The following is an 18,657-nucleotide window of genomic DNA, read 5'->3' as shown; positions in this document are numbered from 1 at the left end:
TCACTGGCTTTTCTTAGTCTAAAGGATACACTATGAATTTTGAACGCGGTTCCAAACCAAATCCAACAGGGAATTTAATCGCATACTGCCATGTATTCGGAGAGAATCCGATTGCACCAGGTGGGAAAATCATAGCCTCCAATGTGGTGGTGAGTTTCTTAAAAATCGGAGACAACTACCCCGTGGTGACATTTCCTCCTGTCGCACTTCCTTCCAAAGAGGAGCTCATGAAAATCCTCTCGGACAATATCCATCTGTATGATGTGGTGCAACTTCCTGACTTCCAAATGCCTGAAAACAAAGAACAAGCGAACCAATACATCCAGGAACGAATGGAGCAGTTCAATTCGATGGTGATGCGGTATGTGGAATTCTGTAAGGCAAAGGAAAAGAAAACGCAAAACCAAAACTTGAGTGACCAACTCGAACCAGTGAGTGAACCATTGGAAACTTTGGCAAACCTCTCCATCGAATTCCGAAACACTTCTGGGATTGCCAGAGAAGCGACAAGACTCAAAATGGAACGCATTGTGGACTACTTCCATAACAACCACCCTACACTTGATATCGATAACTTCAAAAAAGCGTTGTCGGTTCCTGGCAAAGTAGGGGATGAACTGGTAGGCCTTTACATCCAAAAATTCAATGCCATCCAAATCGAAAATTACGAAACGGCTTCTGATTTGCGTAAACGCATTTTGGAAATTGAATCCACTGCCACTTAATCGTTTTGAGTCGAAGATAAATCGATCCAATGCCCTTCGTATAAGGAAGGGTATTTTCCAAAGCTAACCAGCCTAAGACCAAAATACATAACACTACACACGAAAGCTCAAACGAACATGGCGCTTACTTTCCCAGTTTCACCAGAAAAAAATGCCTCCCTGAAAAAACGGATGGAAGTTGTTGGCATCCACGAATCTGATCTCAAAGAACAGTTTGTGAAGGCCAGTGGCAAAGGGGGGCAGAACGTGAATAAGGTGGCAACTGCTGTTGTCTTACTCCATATCCCCTCTGGCAAACAAGTGAAGTGTTCGATGTATCGGACACAAGGACTGAATCGTTACAAAGCGAGAGATATACTCTGTTTGGAAATGGAGAAGGATTTAAAACCGGAAACGTTCCGCCACAAACTCGATGCCATTCGCAAACAAAAATCCAAACAAAAGAAACGGGCAGTGGAGAAATATAAGAAGTCAATTGTAGAGACCCACGAGTCGGAAGATTGAATCCTAGTGAACACTCACAGTTCACTCCAATCGATCAACGGTTTGATCCGTTTTGTTTCAGTCGAGGTGAGATTGGCAATAGGATGAGCGGATGGAACAATCCGTTTTGGGAATGGATTGGCTTTTTCCCATAAAAAAAGGCCTTGGATGTCACTCACAAGGCCTTTTGGTGTTAGGTCTCTTTGGATCACCAAACAGACCTAAGGTGAAATGAGGGGATGATTTACATCATGCCGCCCATTCCTCCCATACCACCCATTCCTCCCATGCCGCCCATTCCAGCACCTGCAGCATCTTTTGGCTCAGGTTTGTCTGTAATGGTCACCTCAGTAGTGAGGATCATGGCTCCGATAGAAGCTGCATTTTGAAGGGCAGATCGAACCACTTTCGCAGGGTCAACCACACCAGCTTTGATAAGGTCTTCCCAAACCATAGTGAGTGCGTTGAATCCTTCGTTTCCTTTACGGGCACGAGCTTGTTCTACGATGACAGATCCTTCAAGACCTGCATTGGAAGTGATCATGCGAATTGGCTCTTCTAATGCACGTAAGATGATGTTAGCACCTGTTTGTTCGTCACCAGAAAGTTTTAATGCTTTCACTGCATCTTGTGCACGGAGCAGTGTGAGTCCACCACCAGGAACAATTCCTTCTTCCACAGCAGCGCGAGTTGCAGAAAGAGCATCTTCTACACGAGCTTTTTTCTCTTTCATTTCGACTTCAGTTGCAGCACCAACATGGATCACCGCCACACCACCAGCAAGTTTTGCAAGGCGTTCTTGGAGTTTTTCACGATCGTAATCAGATGTAGTATCTTCGATTTGTTTTTTGATTTGGTTCACTCGGCCTTGGATGTCTTTAGAAGCACCAGCACCTTCGATGATCGTAGTGTTTTCTTTATCAACCACTACTTTTTTCGCACGACCAAGCATCTTCACATCAGCGTTTTCGAGTTTCATTCCGAGGTCTTCAGAAATCACTTGTCCACCAGTGAGGATGGCGATGTCTTCGAGCATTGCTTTCCTTCTATCACCAAACCCAGGAGCTTTCACAGCCACACATTGGATGGTTTTGCGAAGTGTGTTGACAACGATTGTTGCAAGAGCTTCCCCTTCCACTTCTTCTGCAATGATGACAAGTGGTCTTCCCGCTTGTGCAATTTTTTCAAGCACTGGGAGAAGGTCTTTCATCGAAGCAATTTTTTTGTCGTAAATTAAAATGAATGGATCGTTAAAAGTAGCGATCATTGCTTCTGGATCTGTTACCATGTAAGGTGACACGTATCCACGATCAAATTGCATCCCTTCTACGATATCAAGAGTGGTTTCAATTGATTTTGCTTCATCAACCGTGATAACACCTTCTTTACCAACTTTGTCAAAAGCTTGTGCAATTAGGTTTCCGATTTCAGGATCATTGTTTGCAGAGATCGTAGCAACATTTGCATATTCTGCTTTGCTATTGATTTTGATAGCGTGTTTTTTAATTTCTTCCACAGCTGCAAGAACTGCTTTATCAATCCCATGTTTGAGTGCCATTGGGTTTGCACCTGCAGTTACGTTTTTCAAACCTTCGTTGATGATGGCTTGGGCAAGGATGGTTGCAGTAGTGGTTCCATCACCAGCGATGTCGTTCGTTTTGGTGGAAACTTCCTTCACCATTTGAGCGCCCATGTTTTCAATTGCATCTTCAAGTTCGATTTCTTTTGCAACTGTCACACCGTCTTTTGTGATGGTAGGAGATCCAAATTTTTTGTCGATGACTACGTTACGACCTTTTGGTCCAAGAGTCACTTTCACTGCATTCGCGAGTTTGTTCACTCCGCTAAGAAGTTTTCTACGTGCTGATTCATCAAATTCTATTGTTTTAGCCATGATTCTTTCCTTTTAGATTTAGTTTGTCACAACACCGAGGATGTCGCTTTCACGGATGATGAGTAATTCTTTTCCGCCTTGTTTGATTTCTGTTCCGGAATACTTACCGTAAAGGACTGTGTCCCCCACCTTTACTTCTAAAGGAACGAGTTTCCCGTCTTCGTAACGGCCTTGTCCCACAGCGATGACTTTGCCTTCTTGTGGTTTTTCTTTGGCAGTGTCTGGTACGATGATGGATCCGATTTTTTCTTCTGACTCATTCTTTGGCTCTACGACTACTCGGTCGCCTAAAGGTTTGATTGATGCCATGAGTGACTCCTTGTATGCAATCTACTTAATAATACTAAGTTTAGCACCATTTCAAAAAGAGTGCTAAACTCAAGTACCATAGAATGTTTGTAGGAGAAAGAGGTCAAGCACTTTCAAGTGAAGAGTGCTAAAAAAGAGTTAGAACCCAAATAACCCTGTTTTTTTCCTGCGAGAACCTCGTTTTGGTGTTACCCCAAGCATTCCGAGAAGGCCGCGCGTGACTTCCTTGGCAACTGTCCTTCCGACTTCCCGAGCAAGAGGATTTTTCGAAAGAGTTTCCACGAAACTGGGGTCTTCTTTTTCCTGGGCTCGTTTGGATTTGGGTTTTTTTGATCCGGATTCCTCTTCTGCCGATTCTGTTTCTTCGGCAATGGTTTCCATTTTTTTGGAAAGCATTTCGTGTGCACTTTCACGATCGAGGGTGGTTTCATATTTTTTCACCAGATCCGATTTCCCAATCGAAGTTTGGAGTTCCTTATCGGTAAGAGTTCCCATACGTGATTTTGGTGGAGAGAGTAGGGTATGGACAAGGGGAGTGGGGGAACCTTTGGTTCCGAGTGCCGTGATGAAGGCTTCTCCAATCCCAAGTTCTGTGATCACTTCCTTTGTATCATAAAAATCAGTTTCAGGATAGTTCTCGGCAGCGGTTTTAATCGCCTTGCGGTCGTTTGCTGTAAAGGCACGGAGGGCATGTTGTACTTTCAAACCAAGTTGACCTAAAATTTCTTTTGGCAAATCGGTGGGTGATTGGGTACAAAAGATAATGCCAACTCCTTTCGAACGAATGAGGCGCACCATGGTTTCCAGTTGTTTTAATAAATCACTGGAAGCTTCATCAAATACTAAATGTGCCTCATCGATGAAGAGGACTAGTTTAGGTTTTTCCAAATCACCTTCTTCTGGGAAATTCGCATAAATTTCCGTGAGAAGCGACAACATAAACGTAGAAAAAAGACGTGGTTTGGTTTGGATGTCTGTGAGTCGGACGATGGAAATTTTTCCTTTTTTGGATTCTATATGGAGGAGGTCATTCACATCAAAAGAAGGTTCACCAAAAAAATCCTCACCCCCTTGGCTCTCGAGATCCATTAACTTTCGTAAGATGATGGAAACACTTTGAGAAGATACAGTTCCGTATTCCTTTTCGAGTTCTTCTTTTCCTTCATCATTGATGTATTGGAGTGCTTTTTTGAAATCTTTAAGATCCAGGATAGGCAAACCCAAATCATCACAGTACTTAAAGACAAGGGAGACCACACTGCCTTGCGTTTCATTGAGTTCCAAAATCCGAGAGAGCAAAATGGGTCCAAATTCTGCAACAGTAGCGCGTAATTTGACTCCTGGTTCTTTGGAGATGGATAAAAATTCAACGGGGTAGGATGTGGGTGACCAGTCTCCCCCTAGGATCTTATTTCGTTCTTTTACTTTCTCGTTTTCTTCCCCTTCTGCTGCAAGGCCGGAAAGATCACCTTTAATGTCCATGAGGACAACAGGAACTCCTGCTTCGGAAAGGGATTCTGTGAGGAGTTGTAAGGTTTTGGTTTTCCCTGTTCCTGTGGCACCTGCAATGAGACCGTGGCGGTTCAAAGTAGAAAGCGGGATTTGCACTTTGGCCTCCGGGAAGGTATCCCCATCAAATTTTCCACAACCAAGAAATAACGACCCATCACTTGGGTATCCTTCCTTAATTTTTTTCATAAATGCATCGGATTGTTTGGCCATTGGTTCCCTCGAAACTCCACAAGTTCATTTCGTTTCGTACCCAAGTCAATGTTTTCTGAAAGGGAATGAGGAGGCTAACGTGCCTTGTTCCGTTTTTTCATAGGATTTGGATCGTTTTTCTCTGGAATTTCTCGTAGAACTCCTAATATGATTTGAGTTTTTCCAAAATCTTTTTAAAATTTGGATGTGGAACGGATTCGCACATCGAAAGTCATTTTTGTCCTTTCTGTTTTTTCCATTTTCTTTGATTTCGTAAATTGCAACTGGGGAATCCCCTCACTTGGACAAGCCAAATCCATCCAAAATGGGGTTTTGGACCTTACCAATGAAGATTTAAAAACCTTAGATCCCTTCCCCCTAGCAGGCCAATGGGACGCATTTCCTGGCGAACTCCCAGAAACAGAAGCTGAGTTCAAAGCTCTCGAAGGAAAAACACCAGTCCCCCTTTCTGTTCCTGCCTATTGGGTGAACCAAAACCTACCCGCCCATGGTTTTGTTACCTACCGTTTGAAATTAAAGGTAACCGAACCAATGAATTTGCTGTTGTACTTAAGGGAAGCATCATCCGCGTACAAATTGTACTACCATAACCAGGAACGTGGTCTTGTGTTATTAGGTTCGGCAGGAAAGGTTTCCAGGACCAAAGAAGATTCCATCGGTTATTATTTAGAAACAGGTAGATCCTTTCGTGCGACACCTTCTACTGTTTTGTACTTACAAATTTCCAATTATCTTTATTCGCGTGGTGGCCCTTATTATTCACCTATCTTAGGTGAGGTGGGCAAAATGATCCTTTACATACGATTCAAAGAACGTAAAAAATCTTTTTTCTTCGGTGTTTTTTTAGTCCTAACGATTTCCCATTTGTTTTTGTTCCTCCACCGTCGTAAAGACAAGTCTCCATTGTGGTTTGCCCTTTTGTGTTTTTCTTGGCTTGTAAGGATCCTCCTCTTTGAACGGGTCTCGAGGGATTGGTTTGTGGGAAGTGACTTCCTGGAAATGTTGCAAATCCGTTTGGAATATTTAGCGTTTTGTGGGATCCAACTGTTTAGTTTATTGTTTTTCTTTTATGTCCAACCCCATTTGGCACCTTCGAAACTTAAGAAAATCCTTTTGGTTCCCATAGCCATCGAGATCTTAATCATCCTGACAACTCCATATGCTGTGTACACAAATCTCCTTGTCTTTAGCCAAGTGTACATGGTCATCATATTGATTTTTGCTTTGGTTGCAGCGGTAAGGTCTTCTTTCCAAAGAGAAACTCGTACCATAGGAATTTACATCGCAGTGGGAACTTTGGTGATTCTGTCGGCAACAATTTATGATTCCGTTGTGTTTTTCAAACGATGGGATTTACCTCTCGTGACTGACCTTGGGTTTGCTCTCTTTTGTATGTGCCTTGCCATTGTGATTTCCAAACAAAATGCCCATACCTGGGAAACTGCGGAATACCTAACTCTCAATTTACGGAAAGAGGTAGAGTGGAAAACGTTAGAACTGAAAAAAGAAAAGGAAAAAGCGGAAAAAACAGGGGAATTAAAAGATAAATTTATCTCCATCGTTTCCCATGACATCCGTTCTCCACTATTTGGGATCTCTTCTGTTGTCAATTTACTCACAGAATCACCTCCTTCCCTTTCTCCCGAAAGAGCCAAGCAAGTATTAGGTGAAGCATCCACAGGACTCAAAAATATCTTGAGTATGGTGGAAGAACTCATTAAGTACTCTAGGTTCCAAAATGCTTCCGTTTTCCCTGATTACCAACTTTTTGATTTCCGCCAAATCACAGACCAACTGATGGAACGGATCCAAGAGATGGCAAAACCAAAACACATCAATGTTTTCATTCATATTGATGAGTCTTCCATTGGAATCGGTGACCCCAATCTCATTGAACATTTGTTATGGAACCTTCTCACCAATGCTGTAAAGTTCACAAAAGAATCTGGCACAGTGGAAGTATCTTTAACGGAAGCTGGCAAATACTGGAGTTTAAAAGTAAAAGATACTGGGATCGGAATGCCGAGTTACTGGGCCGAACATGTGTTAGAAGAAGGTTTCCTTTTTGTTCGTAAAGGCACTGCCGATGAAATGGGAGCAGGTGTTGGCCTTGCCTTTTGCCATGAAGTGGCAGACCGCCATGGTGCCAGTTTGGTGGTAGAATCAGAAGAAAACAAAGGAACTTCTGTAGAACTACTCCTACCCAATTTCGAAAAAATTGTCCTCATCTTAGATGACAACCCAGGGTATCGCAAACAAATCCGAAAGGTATTAAAGGACATACCTTGTATCCTTTGGGAAGAGGAATACCCTGACCATGCTTTGTATTCGGTCTCACGCTTAAAACCGGACCTTATCATCGTTGATTTTTCAATGCCCGAAAAAACGGGGATCGATTTTTTGCGTGATTTGTATGCGAATTCAGAAATGGAAGAGATTCGTTCCATTCTGGTATCGAGTTCCCATACCGATCCCAATACCGGTTATAAATTAGAAACAGAAGTGATGGAACTAGGGGGAGATGCTTTTTTAACCAAAACATCTCCCGATGAAAAGATGGTAGAGGTTGTCAAACGACTCCTCGATCTCTGAGGGTTAGATTAACATTTGTTCTTTGGCGCGTCCAATGAGTTCGGCAACCGTTTTCGCATTGAACCGGTCCTTTAGGCGTCCCACATGGTATTCTACCGTACGTTTTGAAAGTCCAATTTCCGTTCCAATCTCTTGGTAGGTTTTTCCATGGCCAAGCAGGGTGAGGATTTGTTTTTCTTTTTTGTTGGCTACTTTTCCGTCTTGGGGTTTGCGATTGAAACTGAGTTTTAGGTTTTTGGAATACACCGTTTTCCCAGCAGCAATTTCATTCAGGTTTTTGGTAAGGCTACTCAAATCATCACTTTTCAAAAGATACCCATCCACTCCAGCTTCGATGGCAGAATGGACGATGGGCTGCTCGTCAAGCATGGTAAGCGTCACCACTTTGAGTTGTGGTTGGTCTTTTTTCCAATCCTTCACCATATTGAGGACGTTTTCCCCTGGGATGCGAAGGTCGAGCAGGACAAAATCAGGTTTTGTTTCGAGGAGTAGGTTTGAGATCTGAGAGGAATGTTCCGCTTCGCCCACCACCTCAAAATCATTCGAAGCATTCACGACATGTTTTACGCCGACCCGGGTCACGGCATGGTCTTCCACGAGTAATACCTTTTTTTTTGATGTCATAAATTTCCCTTTTTTCAGATCTAGGTTTCTTTTTTCTTCCTAGCGTTTCCCCCTAGTAGACGAGGAGAACTGCAAATATTAGTACTATTCCGTTTCATTTGTCCAGAAAAATTCATGGGTCTTTCTACTTAATTTTCTCTTGCAAAATCATGAATTCCCCCCATGTTCAGAAAGATCCTAGGAGAATGAATGAATACTAAAGTAGAGAGTCTCAAAAAAATATATCTCTTCCAAAAGTTAAACCAAGATGAACTATTACATATAGCTGAAAAGATTCGGGAAGTCCACCTGCCTCCTAGAAATGTTTTGTACGACATGGGCGAAGATGCGGAATCCATGTACATTGTGAAGTATGGAACCTTACAAATCTCAACTTCCACAAGCCATGGCGACGACGTAAACCTCATCACCCTTGGAGAAGGGGATCATTTTGGGGAATTGCCTTTTTTTGATGATGAAAAACGGTCGGCCAAAGTTGAGGCCAAAGAAAATTCCGAACTCTACGAACTCCGTTATGCCGACCTACATGAGATGTTTTCGAAAAACAAAGAAATGGAACTCAAATTCTATAAAGAAGTGACCCATTATTACATCAGACGGCTTCGAAAACTAACCCATGATTTAGCGTATGCGCGCGAACTGAGAAAGCGTTTCGCCTAAACCAAGTTTTAGAGACAAAAATTAACCAAATTAGGATTTTTTATCGTAGAGATCCGAAAAAACCTTTTCCATTCCTCAGTTTCTTCCTATTACAGCTAAGGAATGGGTTTCGGAATCCGATACTATTACCGTAGGCAGGGAGAAGGAATGCATGGTGGACCCCGAAATCCTAACCGAGAAGATCGTAACACAAAATAAGACTTTCTTGGTGGATTTGAAGAAAAACCAGGCTGGATTTTACCTGAAAGTATCGGAATGGTCGAATAGCAAAAAATCCTCGATCTTTCTTCCGGCGGAAGGAATCGATCGAATGATCGAAATCTTGCATCAATTTAAAAGCCGGATAGCCGATAATGAGAATACGAAAGACCCGGAGTTAGGAGCCTTTTAGGAGTGAGTTTCATGGGGAAATTAGGAATGACCAAACTGTTGTTAGGCCTCTTCCTTTCAATAGGAATGTTGTACGCACAGGCAGATACTGGCGGACAAAATACAGCTAACACTGCAAATGATGAGGATAGCCCTCTTAGAAAAATCGTTTTAGATGATTTTGAAGAGGCTGAGGATTGGAGAGTCAAAGCAACCACTCCACTCGGAGAAACAAGGACTTTAAAACTTGTGCAACGAGGGCTCATCAAAGATGTATTCGATGAAAAAACCGTACCAGAAGATGGTGGGGACAAAATCGAAAAAAACCATATTTTAGGAGTCAAAACACATTTTGCTGCTAAAGGTTTGGACCGTGTGGAACTTTACCCTCCGCATGAATACATCATCAAAGGAAAAGTAAGACAAATTTCTGTATGGGTTCTTGGAAGAAAGTACAGACATACCTTATTTGCAAAATTCAGAGATTATAAAGACGTAACACATAATATCCGTTTGGGTCGATTGGATTTTTTTGGATGGAGAAAGTTAACCGCAACGGTTCCTGGTTTCATCCCACAAAGCTCACGATTTGCACTATTGGATAAAAACCTTCACTTTGTTTCCCTATTTGTGACATCTGATGTTCACGAAGTAGCAGGGGACTTCTACTTTTATGTAGACGATTTACAAGTGAGAACAGACAGATCCGAAGCAAAATACCCTGGTTCTGAAATTAAGGACAATTGGTAAGCGGGAGAAAGGAACAATGGAAAACAAAAAAACAAAAATCCTAACTTTATTAGCGCTAAGCTCGGTTGCACTTATCGGTTTCGCACAAGCACAATACAAAGTTTCCAATGGGGTGGCAACACCAGTTGGTAACGATATTGGAGCTTTAGAACTCAAAGCCATTACAATCGAATCTTGGGACAATCCAGTTTCTTCTGCACCATATGGATGGGAAGTGTTCACTGACAAAGATGGTGTGAACAAAGATGGATCCGGTGATATGAAGTTTGATGAAAACAATAAGTATTCACCAGTTCTCAACGACCCAGCGAAATCCCCTCTTGTGATGAGAGAGGTGAAACTGGTTCCTGGAAAACCAGGCGATGTGAAAAACGTAGATGCGGGGAATGCAAAAGTTTTGGCAGTGAAATTCCAATTCACATTTCCTGGAAACAACGTAGTCACAGTTCGCCCACCACGTGCTCCTGAATATGAAATCTCAAGGGCTCGTCCTTACATCGATGCTGACAACAAAAAGAAAATGGAAAAAGTTTACGGAATTGAAGCTCCAGGAAACGTAAAAGCCATTTCTGTTTGGGTTCTCGGTCGTGGGAATGAATATGATTTGGAAGGTTGGTTGGAAGACTATAATGGCAATAGCCATATTTTCCCTTTTGGTTCCCTTGACTTTGTTGGATGGAGACCACTCCATATCATCATCCCTCCAGGGATCCCACAGGAAGCGAATGCTTTCCCTGCGACAAGGAACTTGATCTTCAAACAGTTCAAAATCCGATCTCGTACAAACACAGGACCTGAAACGGTTTACCTTTTCTTTGACGAACTCCGCGTTCTTGCGGATACATTCGAAGTTCATTTTGATGGCGCAAACCTAGACTTTGATGAAGAAGATTGCAAAAACAAAGTGAAGCTTGAGCAAATGCTCCAAAAATCCGGAGCCATCTCTACGGGTGCGAAAGTGCGCGATTGTGGTGGAAGTAACGGATCTTCGCAAAACAAATAGTTCCCTTTTCACTCCAAGGGAATCTACTTGGACCAGGAAAACCCAGCCAATCGGCTGGGTTTTTTGGCTTTACAGAATCGAACGGACCTGGAAAATGAACCCTAGGACTGTTCTTTTCGCGGATTCATCGCTAAATTTACCGTAACAACTTTATAGGAACTATGAACACCCTTTATTGGAAATACGAAGAGGGAGATTCTTTTCATGCCTGAGACTATTACCGAAGACAAATCAAACAAAATTGCCGACAACGACAAACTAACACCTCTATTCAATGAGGAAATTTATGTTCGTGCTGATGCAGGAACGGTTCCCGTTTCTAAATTCAAAATCTTTGACGATGTCATTGATGCATATAAGGCAGAAAATCGTTTAGCAGAAGCTAAACAAAAAATTGAAGACCATTTCAAAGAACACCCTGAGTCTATCTCCGCCAAATACATGTTAATGATCATATCTTTCATGGAAGATTCCATGGGTGATGCGAATTTGGTGAAGAACATTTTGGATTCTTTCAAAGCACATGCAAAATGGACTATCATTGAATACATTACTGATTCTATTTTACGTTTTGGGGACCATAGACTAGCACTCCGAGTCAAAGCTGAAGCCCTAGATAAACTCAAGAAAAACAAAGAACTAAAAACAGTACTTGAAAAATTAGCCAAACAAGACCGCAAAAACCCAGAGATCGCTAAGAAGTATGGATTCTCCATTATGGAAGAAGACAAACCTAAAGCGATGTCGTATCTCAAACTTGCAGTTGAGATGTATGCAAAGAACAAAGAATACATTCCGATGGAAGAAATTTGGCCAACCATCGTTCAAAATAATTATGAAGATGTAGCCTTCTTCGATAAAATTGAAAGGATTTTACTCGGCCAAAGAGAAAAAACTCGGTTAGTGGGCCTTCTTTATCCAATCGTCGAACCATTTAAGGCAATGGAAGATTGGGATCATGTGATCTACTTTCTAAAAAAGATTTTAGAACACGAACCCGCATCCCAAAAAGCCAGAAACGAACTCATTCGTTCCTATAAACAAAAATATGTTGCGCACTCTTTATTAGAAGACTTCCTCAAGATGAGTGAGCTTGGTAACAACCGTAAGCCGGTTAAACTTTGTATCACAAACTTTGAAAGAAACATCGTATTTGATACTGGTAACTATGTGATGCATAGAAATTGGGGTGTGGGTAAAATCACCTCCATTTCTCAAACGGGAGATTCCATTTTTGTTGATTTTGAAGAAAAGAAAGACCACAAACTTTCAATCCAAATGGCGATCACTTCTTTGAAACCTCTCAAAAAAGACCATATTTGGGTGCAACACTTCGAAGATAGAAAAGCGATCACTACCATGTTCCAAGAGAACTTGGCAGAGTTTCTAAAACAACTCCTCAAGTCTTACGATAACAAAATGTTAATTTCCGACATGAAGAATGAACTCATTGGTACATTCTTAAAAGCGGATGAGTGGTCGAAGTGGTGGGCGAAAGTAAAATCGGTTCTGAAAAAAGAAGCGAACATTGGAATGAATCCTAAGAAAAAGGATGAAGTGGTTTACCACGAAAAACCAATCACTCACTCAGAAACCCTCACACAAAAATTCCAAGCAACCAATGACGCGAATAAAAAATTGGAAATTGCCATGGAAGCAGTGCGCGATTCTGATGAAGCAGCAGAAGCGGGTGAATTTTTTATCTCTCATTATGTGGAAGAAGAATCAGCACGTGATATCATTCGTAAAATTTCTGCTTACCTTTACTTGGATGAAGCAGGAAAGGCTTGGCCAACGGAAGAATTTTCTCATAAAATCCGTGAACCAGAACTCAAAACCCTGATCCAAACCTTAACCAAAGAAGATGCTCTAAAAATTTCCAAAGCATTGGAAAATACAGATATCAAAAAAGGCTTTAAGGATCTCATTCGTTTGCACCACCCTGAAGCCATCAATATACTCATTGGTCTCCTTTTCGAAGTGCCAGTGAAGGTAAACCGTTCGGTTTTCCAAAACTTGGTAGCGGACGAAAAGTATGCAGAACTCAATTTATTTGTGGAAACAGTTTGCAATAAGTCCAAAGAAAACCCTGAAGTTTTCCTCTGGGTTGCAAAATCGATCCTTTCTCATACTTGGAAATTTGATTGGTTAAAAGTAAGTGAAGAAGACCTCGTTCTTCGTGTGTTCCGTATCTTAAAACCACTTGCTAAAATTGAAGACAAGGGAACCAAACTCAAAAACCAAGCGATGGACATTTTGTTCGGAAAAGACAATAGCCTTCTCCGTGATATTTTAACCAACGCAGACGATGAGTATGTTCGTAAATTATTCGCTCTTTTCAAAGAAGTTCCGTATGTTACGGATTTAGAGAAAGACCAATTGTATGCACTCATCAACGAACTCAAACCAAACATTGTTTGGGATGAATATGACTCAGAAGAAGATGCAGACGATGATCCATTAGCCAATTTACCTCACGATGTGGTGCTTGTCACAAGAAGGGCTTTCAACGCGAAAAAACTCGAGTTTGAACACCTTGTGAATGTGGAAATGGCTGAAAACTCACGTGATATCGGAGAGGCCCAAGAAAAAGGGGACTTACGAGAAAACGCGGAATACAAAGCAGCGATGGAAAAACAAGCTCAGTTGCAAGCGGCCATCAAACGATTGGAAGCAGAACTCAAAAGTGCTCGTATCTTAGATTTAAGTGATGTAAAAACAGAAAAAGTAGGGATCGGAACCACTGTTCGTTTGAAAAATAAACAGTCTGGTGAAGTGGTCACTTACTCGATCTTAGGTGCTTGGGACGCTGATACTGAAAAAAATATCATCTCTTACCAATCACCACTTGCGAAATCCTTACTTGGTAAACACACTGGAAACGAAGCAACACTTGTCTTTGGTTCCACAGAAACGGTTTATGAAGTATTGGATATCGCTCGTTACTCGATGACGGGACAGGAAGCCTGAAGAAGGTCTTCCTTCCATCCATTCGTAGAAATTAAATCGACAAACGGCTCGGAAGTATTTCCAGCAAAATCAGAGGCCTTAACTTCCAAAAGAAGATAAGGCCTTTCTTTTTGTAGGCTTTTCGGAATGAGAACTTTGATCGCACTTCGGTCTGGGTCATATTCATAAGGAAAACTTTGTCCATCTAACAAAAGTTCAACATTTGTCCTAAACCCACTGCCAGTATCGGAGAGTGTATAATACTTTTCTTCCATACAATGATTTCTGACTTCCGGAAGCTCGATGTATCTAGCAATGGATGTCATCGGAAATACAGTGGGAGGAGTTTCATCAGACAAAACCATAAGATAACCTAATTTTGTAAGTTTGAAGCTGAATCCATTTGGTTTTCGTTTTGGTTGGACACCTTGGAATTTTCCAATGGAAACATCATAAAAATACAGAGAATCTTTGATTGAAGGTGTGGATCCAAAATTCATCTCACCGATGCCTTCTCCTTTCCAACTCATACGTTTGGTTTCCACTTGGTAAATTTTACCTTTAAGAGGAAGGCCTTTTGGAATCTTAAATGGGATTTCTTTTTCAGAAATTTCTGTAATGAAAAAATTGCCATCCCCAGATACTTCCGCTTTTGTTAAGTCGATGGTAACAACTCCATCCAATGATTTGTACTTGTTTCCAGTTTTTTTAGGAATTGGTTTTTCGTTTGGGTCTTTCGGTGAATCTTCGTTTAAGATGGTAAAGTTCACGGATGATTTGTTTCCGGTTGCATCCCGTAATGATGCTTGGACTTGGATTTTTTCTTTTTTGGGAAATAAACTTAAGTTGAGTGAGTTTCCTTCTTCTTTAAAAAGTTTAGGTTGTTCATACATATGGTAAAAATAGACAGGGGGAGATAAAGAAGAGCGATTGATATCGTAAAATTGGTGTTTTTGTGATTTTTCTTCAAACGATAAAAAATCGAAATTCCTAGTAAAAACAGTTTTACCATTCACTTCCAAATCCATTCCATACACATTGTTTTTGTTACGTGATCGAATTTTGTCATAACCACTCAATCGAATTCGTACTTTTCCTGTTAGTTGGATAGAAGTAAACAAATCACCTGATTCTGTATAGAGTTCAAATTTACCCTTCCCAATCTCTTTTGCAGAAAGTAAAAGTGGTTTTTCTAATTGATCACTCTCTAAAAAGAGCGAAAGGATGGTTGGAGGTGTGATGTCCTTTTGGTGGATTTCGGAAAAGTAAAGTGGATTGATGGTTCCTTTTTCCGAACGAAATTCTAAATGTAAGTGAGGAGGACCCGAACCTGTTTCCCCCGTTTTTCCGATGGCATTCCCTTTTTTTGTAGAGAACATCCCTGGAGGAAGTTTCAGTTGGAAACCCGAGGGATCTCCCATGAGTAGAAGTGCTCTTCTTAACAGTTCTAATTCGACAAGTGTTCCACCAAAGGAATGTAAGTGGGCGTATTTGGATTTGATTTTATATTTGGGATTGTATAAATTGAGAGATAAACCATAACCTGTTTTGGAATAACTGATTTCTTCCACATATCCATCAAAGGTGGCAAGTATATTGTGGCCGTTTAACCCATATGATTTGAAGTCTGATCCTAAATGTAAATTATGATTTCTGATTTCAGCAAATGTTCCAGAAACAGGTGAAAAATAAGGCAATGGAAAACCCACTTCACTATGGGGAATTTCAGGAATTCTGGAATCCGCAGAAAGGTGGCTAACGAAAAAGAGAAGGGAAAGGATGGAAAAAAAGAACTTTGCCAACTGCATGGGAAAAGTAGAATCCTACTACTTGCTTTGTCATGCCTTTCCTTGAGGTTAGGAGAAAATCCTGACCCTCCGATTCCCTTGACAATCTAGAGTTGGGACCTAGTATGACAGGGAACAAATTCAAATGAGACTAGGTATTGTTTTTATTTTATTCCTTTTCACCTCTGGTTGTGCTTTTTTTTCAAAAGAACCAGGGCGGCCACCTAAGATCGATGGGGTTCCAATCCCTGATTCAAAACGGCTGATCTACATTCAGAATGTGAGAAACAATACCTATTCCCCTGGGATGCACACACGGCTTACCCAGATGATTATGGAAGAAATTGACCGGAGGGGAAGGTTCATCACCACTCGGGAAAAAACTCTCGCGAAATACCGTTTGTATGCAGAGATTGTCCACTACCAACAAGTGGGTGACTTGATGGACTTAGCGGACCAACAAATCACGTCTGAATTATTTGTGGTCACTCGTGTGGAAATCATAGAGGCAGAGACTGGAGTCAAAATCCCGATGGAACGAAGTGAAATCCCAGGAAGGGTGCATTTTTCGACTCAAATCGGATTTCGAGAATCGGAACTCGAAGCGCAGAATCGTTTGTTACGTGTGATGGCACTGAGAATTGCGGAAGAAGCAGAAAGAGCTTGGTATCATTCACTTTCTGGTATATTGAATTAAGATAGTATTTAGGAGATAACCCTTGCAAAACGATCCTATTTCCCAAGAAGACACTAAAAAAGAGATGCTCGCTTTTGAAGAGTATCTCAAAGAAAAAGGTTTAAAGATTACAAACCAACGTTTGTTAGTCGCTCAAAAGATTTTTTCAAGTCATAATCATTTTACTGCGGAAGGTCTACTCGACGAACTCAAAGACAACAAAGACCGCATTTCCAAAGCTACCATTTATCGGATTTTGGCTATCATGGTTGAAGCGGGACTACTCGAAGAACATGATTTTGGAAAGGATTACAAATATTATGAACATATCATTGGCCACGAACACCATGACCATATCATTTGTATGCAATGTGGAAGGATTGTCGAATTCATTGATGAACGAATCGAAGAACTTCAAAACAAAGCCGCATCAGAAAATGGATTTACCATTACGGGTCATAGTTTGAACATTTTCGGCAATTGTTTGAACTTTGCAAATTGCGAACATAAAAACAAAAAATAGTGCCTTCGATATTTAAAGAGGGAACTTACGATCAAGGTTCCTATGCGAGAACAGGAACACTTTCACTCAATGGCATCCAAATCGAAACTCCGATTTTTATGCCAGTGGGAACTCGTGGTAGCGTTAAGTCTCTCACTTCAGAAGATATCAATGAGCTTGGTTACAACTTAATCCTCGCCAACACCTACCACCTTTACTTGAAACCTGGTAAAGAAGTGTTCGATCATTTCCATGGTTTAAAAAACTTCATGTCTTACAAAAAAGCACTTCTCACGGATTCTGGTGGGTTCCAGGTTTTTAGTTTAGCAAGTTTATTCAAATTTGAAGATGATGGTGTGCGTTTCCAATCCCATATCGATGGAAGTTATCATAAGTTCACACCATCCTCAGTCATCGATATGCAGAGGTCCATTGGATCTGATATCATGATGGTGTTAGATGATTGTGCTCCTTATGGAAGTGATACCAAACGTTTAGAACTCGCGTTGGACAGGACCCATCGCTGGGCAAAAGAATCCTATGAGTATTGGATGGAAAATCCAAACGGCCAAAACGTATTTCCCATTGTACAAGGTGGGGTGAACGAGGCGCTGAGGCTTCGCAGTCTCGAGACCTTACAAAAGATTGATTTTCCAGGGATTGCCATTGGGGGCCTGAGTGTTGGCGAACCTAGGCCTGAATACATTCGTATTTTGGAATGTATGGCCCCTCATTTGGACAAATCGAGACCAAGATACCTGATGGGTGTGGGAACGGTTGTGGACATCCTTGAGGGCGTAAAAAACGGTATTGATATGTTTGATTGTGTGCTTCCGACTCGGAATGCACGGAATGGGCAAGTCTTCACTTCAAAAGGCAAAATCAATTTGCGAAATGAGAGCCACAGACTCAGTGAATCGCCGATTGACTCAGAATGTTCATGTAAGGTTTGTCAAACGTATAGTCTTGGATACATTCGCCACTTACATAAGGTGAAGGAATTAACTGCCTTTTCCTTATCTACCTACCATAACTTATTTTTTATGCAGAGCTTCATGGAAAAGATGCGAAAGTCCATAGAAATAGGCAATTTTCAGGCATTTTATGAGCATTGGAAAAATTTGTTTGGTAGCTAAAATTATTAGGTTGACGTACCCATTTTTTTTGAATGTGATTGTACCGTCATTTCTACATTGATTGTAGCTTCATTGAGGAGTCTCTAGACACACATGGAAATCACCAGAAGGGAAAAAGATAAAATCGTAGTACTCGATATTAACGGGGAAATCGACCTTTATAACGCGCCTGAGATCAAGGATGTAATCGCCAAATTGATCGAAGAACAAAAGTATTGCATCGTCATCAATCTCGAGAAGGTATCTTACATCGACTCTTCCGGAATTGGAGCTTTAATTTCAAGTTTGTCCAACCTGAAAAAATACCAAGGTGGATTAAAAATCATCAACGTAGCAGGTTCTGTTCGAAAGGTATTTGAACTCACTAAGCTGACTTCATTTTTTGAAATTTTCGACAGCGAAGACGAAGCAGTTACTGCTTTTAAATAATAGGGGAAGCGTATTTGCGCTTCTCTCTTACAATCCCCCCTACCAAA

18 protein-coding genes are annotated in these 18,657 nt (G+C 41.2%); 12 read left to right on the top strand and 6 right to left on the bottom strand.

The features are described from left to right. Positions 1–32: 32 nt before the first annotated feature. Positions 33–725 (top strand): hypothetical protein, encoded by a 693-nt coding sequence (locus LEP1GSC202_RS15365; protein ID WP_015678727.1) that lies wholly within the window; start codon positions 33–35, stop codon positions 723–725. Between the two features lie 117 nt (positions 726–842). Beyond that, positions 843–1,229, top strand: a complete 387-nt coding sequence (locus LEP1GSC202_RS15360) for a peptide chain release factor family protein (RefSeq protein ID WP_015678737.1) — start codon at positions 843–845, stop codon at positions 1,227–1,229. A gap of 14 nt (positions 1,230–1,243) precedes the next feature. Here LEP1GSC202_RS15360 and LEP1GSC202_RS15355 read toward each other — a convergent pair whose 3' ends face one another. The 4 genes from LEP1GSC202_RS15355 to LEP1GSC202_RS15340 form a co-directional block, all read right to left on the bottom strand. Then, on the bottom strand, positions 1,244–1,423 hold the full coding sequence (locus LEP1GSC202_RS15355) for a hypothetical protein (protein WP_039929174.1): 180 nt from the start codon (positions 1,421–1,423) through the stop codon (positions 1,244–1,246). Positions 1,424–1,452: 29 nt separating this feature from the next. After that, on the bottom strand, positions 1,453–3,102 hold the full coding sequence (groL, locus tag LEP1GSC202_RS15350; RefSeq protein ID WP_015678656.1) for a chaperonin GroEL: 1,650 nt from the start codon (positions 3,100–3,102) through the stop codon (positions 1,453–1,455). A gap of 18 nt (positions 3,103–3,120) precedes the next feature. After that, positions 3,121–3,411 (bottom strand): co-chaperone GroES, encoded by a 291-nt coding sequence (gene groES, locus LEP1GSC202_RS15345; RefSeq protein ID WP_015678658.1) that lies wholly within the window; start codon positions 3,409–3,411, stop codon positions 3,121–3,123. A 138-nt stretch (positions 3,412–3,549) separates the two neighbouring features. After that, positions 3,550–5,133, bottom strand: a complete 1,584-nt coding sequence (locus LEP1GSC202_RS15340; protein ID WP_015678601.1) for a helicase HerA-like domain-containing protein — start codon at positions 5,131–5,133, stop codon at positions 3,550–3,552. Positions 5,134–5,313: 180 nt separating this feature from the next. On the opposite strand from LEP1GSC202_RS15340, the gene LEP1GSC202_RS15335 reads away from it, so the two are divergent. Next, a complete protein-coding gene (locus LEP1GSC202_RS15335) occupies positions 5,314–7,725 on the top strand; it encodes a hybrid sensor histidine kinase/response regulator (protein ID WP_015678650.1) in 2,412 nt (803 codons plus the stop codon). A gap of 3 nt (positions 7,726–7,728) precedes the next feature. On the opposite strand, the gene LEP1GSC202_RS15330 is transcribed toward LEP1GSC202_RS15335, so the two are convergent. Next, on the bottom strand, positions 7,729–8,349 hold the full coding sequence (locus LEP1GSC202_RS15330) for a response regulator transcription factor (RefSeq protein ID WP_015678622.1): 621 nt from the start codon (positions 8,347–8,349) through the stop codon (positions 7,729–7,731). A 189-nt stretch (positions 8,350–8,538) separates the two neighbouring features. Between LEP1GSC202_RS15330 and LEP1GSC202_RS15325 the strand changes: the two genes are divergently transcribed. From LEP1GSC202_RS15325 to greA, 5 genes are all read left to right on the top strand, one after another. After that, positions 8,539–9,009 (top strand): cyclic nucleotide-binding domain-containing protein, encoded by a 471-nt coding sequence (locus LEP1GSC202_RS15325; RefSeq protein WP_015678718.1) that lies wholly within the window; start codon positions 8,539–8,541, stop codon positions 9,007–9,009. A 154-nt stretch (positions 9,010–9,163) separates the two neighbouring features. Further along, a complete protein-coding gene (locus LEP1GSC202_RS15320; protein ID WP_015678642.1) occupies positions 9,164–9,400 on the top strand; it encodes a PurA ssDNA and RNA-binding domain protein in 237 nt (78 codons plus the stop codon). An 11-nt stretch (positions 9,401–9,411) separates the two neighbouring features. Next, a complete protein-coding gene (flaA2, locus tag LEP1GSC202_RS15315; RefSeq protein WP_015678734.1) occupies positions 9,412–10,128 on the top strand; it encodes a flagellar filament outer layer protein FlaA2 in 717 nt (238 codons plus the stop codon). 16 nt (positions 10,129–10,144) lie between these two features. Then, the gene (gene flaA1, locus LEP1GSC202_RS15310) at positions 10,145–11,131 is read left to right on the top strand and encodes a flagellar filament outer layer protein FlaA1 (RefSeq protein WP_015678654.1); all 987 of its coding nucleotides are present in this window, start codon (positions 10,145–10,147) and stop codon (positions 11,129–11,131) included. Positions 11,132–11,335: 204 nt separating this feature from the next. Then, positions 11,336–14,101 carry a transcription elongation factor GreA gene (gene greA, locus LEP1GSC202_RS15305; RefSeq protein ID WP_015678677.1) on the top strand — a complete coding sequence of 922 codons (2,766 nt, stop codon included), beginning with the start codon at positions 11,336–11,338 and terminating at the stop codon, positions 14,099–14,101. Here greA and LEP1GSC202_RS15300 read toward each other — a convergent pair. Further along, complete coding sequence (locus tag LEP1GSC202_RS15300; protein WP_015678668.1) at positions 14,074–15,888, bottom strand: M23 family metallopeptidase; 1,815 nt, start codon at positions 15,886–15,888, stop codon at positions 14,074–14,076. The two genes, greA and LEP1GSC202_RS15300, sit on opposite strands and share 28 nt — an antisense overlap. A 124-nt stretch (positions 15,889–16,012) precedes the next feature. Here LEP1GSC202_RS15300 and LEP1GSC202_RS15295 point away from each other — a divergent pair, with 124 nt between their 5' ends. The 4 genes from LEP1GSC202_RS15295 to LEP1GSC202_RS15280 all read left to right on the top strand — a co-directional run bounded on the left by LEP1GSC202_RS15295 (position 16,013) and on the right by LEP1GSC202_RS15280 (position 18,610). Further along, positions 16,013–16,564 carry an LPS assembly lipoprotein LptE gene (locus tag LEP1GSC202_RS15295; RefSeq protein ID WP_015678671.1) on the top strand — a complete coding sequence of 184 codons (552 nt, stop codon included), beginning with the start codon at positions 16,013–16,015 and terminating at the stop codon, positions 16,562–16,564. A 64-nt stretch (positions 16,565–16,628) separates the two neighbouring features. Beyond that, positions 16,629–17,066 carry a Fur family transcriptional regulator gene (locus LEP1GSC202_RS15290; RefSeq protein ID WP_238761753.1) on the top strand — a complete coding sequence of 146 codons (438 nt, stop codon included), beginning with the start codon at positions 16,629–16,631 and terminating at the stop codon, positions 17,064–17,066. Further along, positions 17,066–18,181, top strand: a complete 1,116-nt coding sequence (tgt, locus tag LEP1GSC202_RS15285; protein WP_015678736.1) for a tRNA guanosine(34) transglycosylase Tgt — start codon at positions 17,066–17,068, stop codon at positions 18,179–18,181. The genes LEP1GSC202_RS15290 and tgt overlap by 1 nt, the downstream gene beginning before the upstream one ends. Before the next feature lie 93 nt (positions 18,182–18,274). Further along, positions 18,275–18,610 (top strand): STAS domain-containing protein, encoded by a 336-nt coding sequence (locus LEP1GSC202_RS15280; protein WP_002975418.1) that lies wholly within the window; start codon positions 18,275–18,277, stop codon positions 18,608–18,610. The last annotated feature ends 47 nt before the right edge of the window (positions 18,611–18,657 follow it).

The organism is Leptospira yanagawae serovar Saopaulo str. Sao Paulo = ATCC 700523 (assembly GCF_000332475.2).
Classification (GTDB): domain Bacteria; phylum Spirochaetota; class Leptospiria; order Leptospirales; family Leptospiraceae; genus Leptospira_A; species Leptospira_A yanagawae.
The sequence above is the reverse complement of the archived record's forward strand: the minus strand, read 5'-3'. Positions and strand labels throughout refer to the sequence as shown.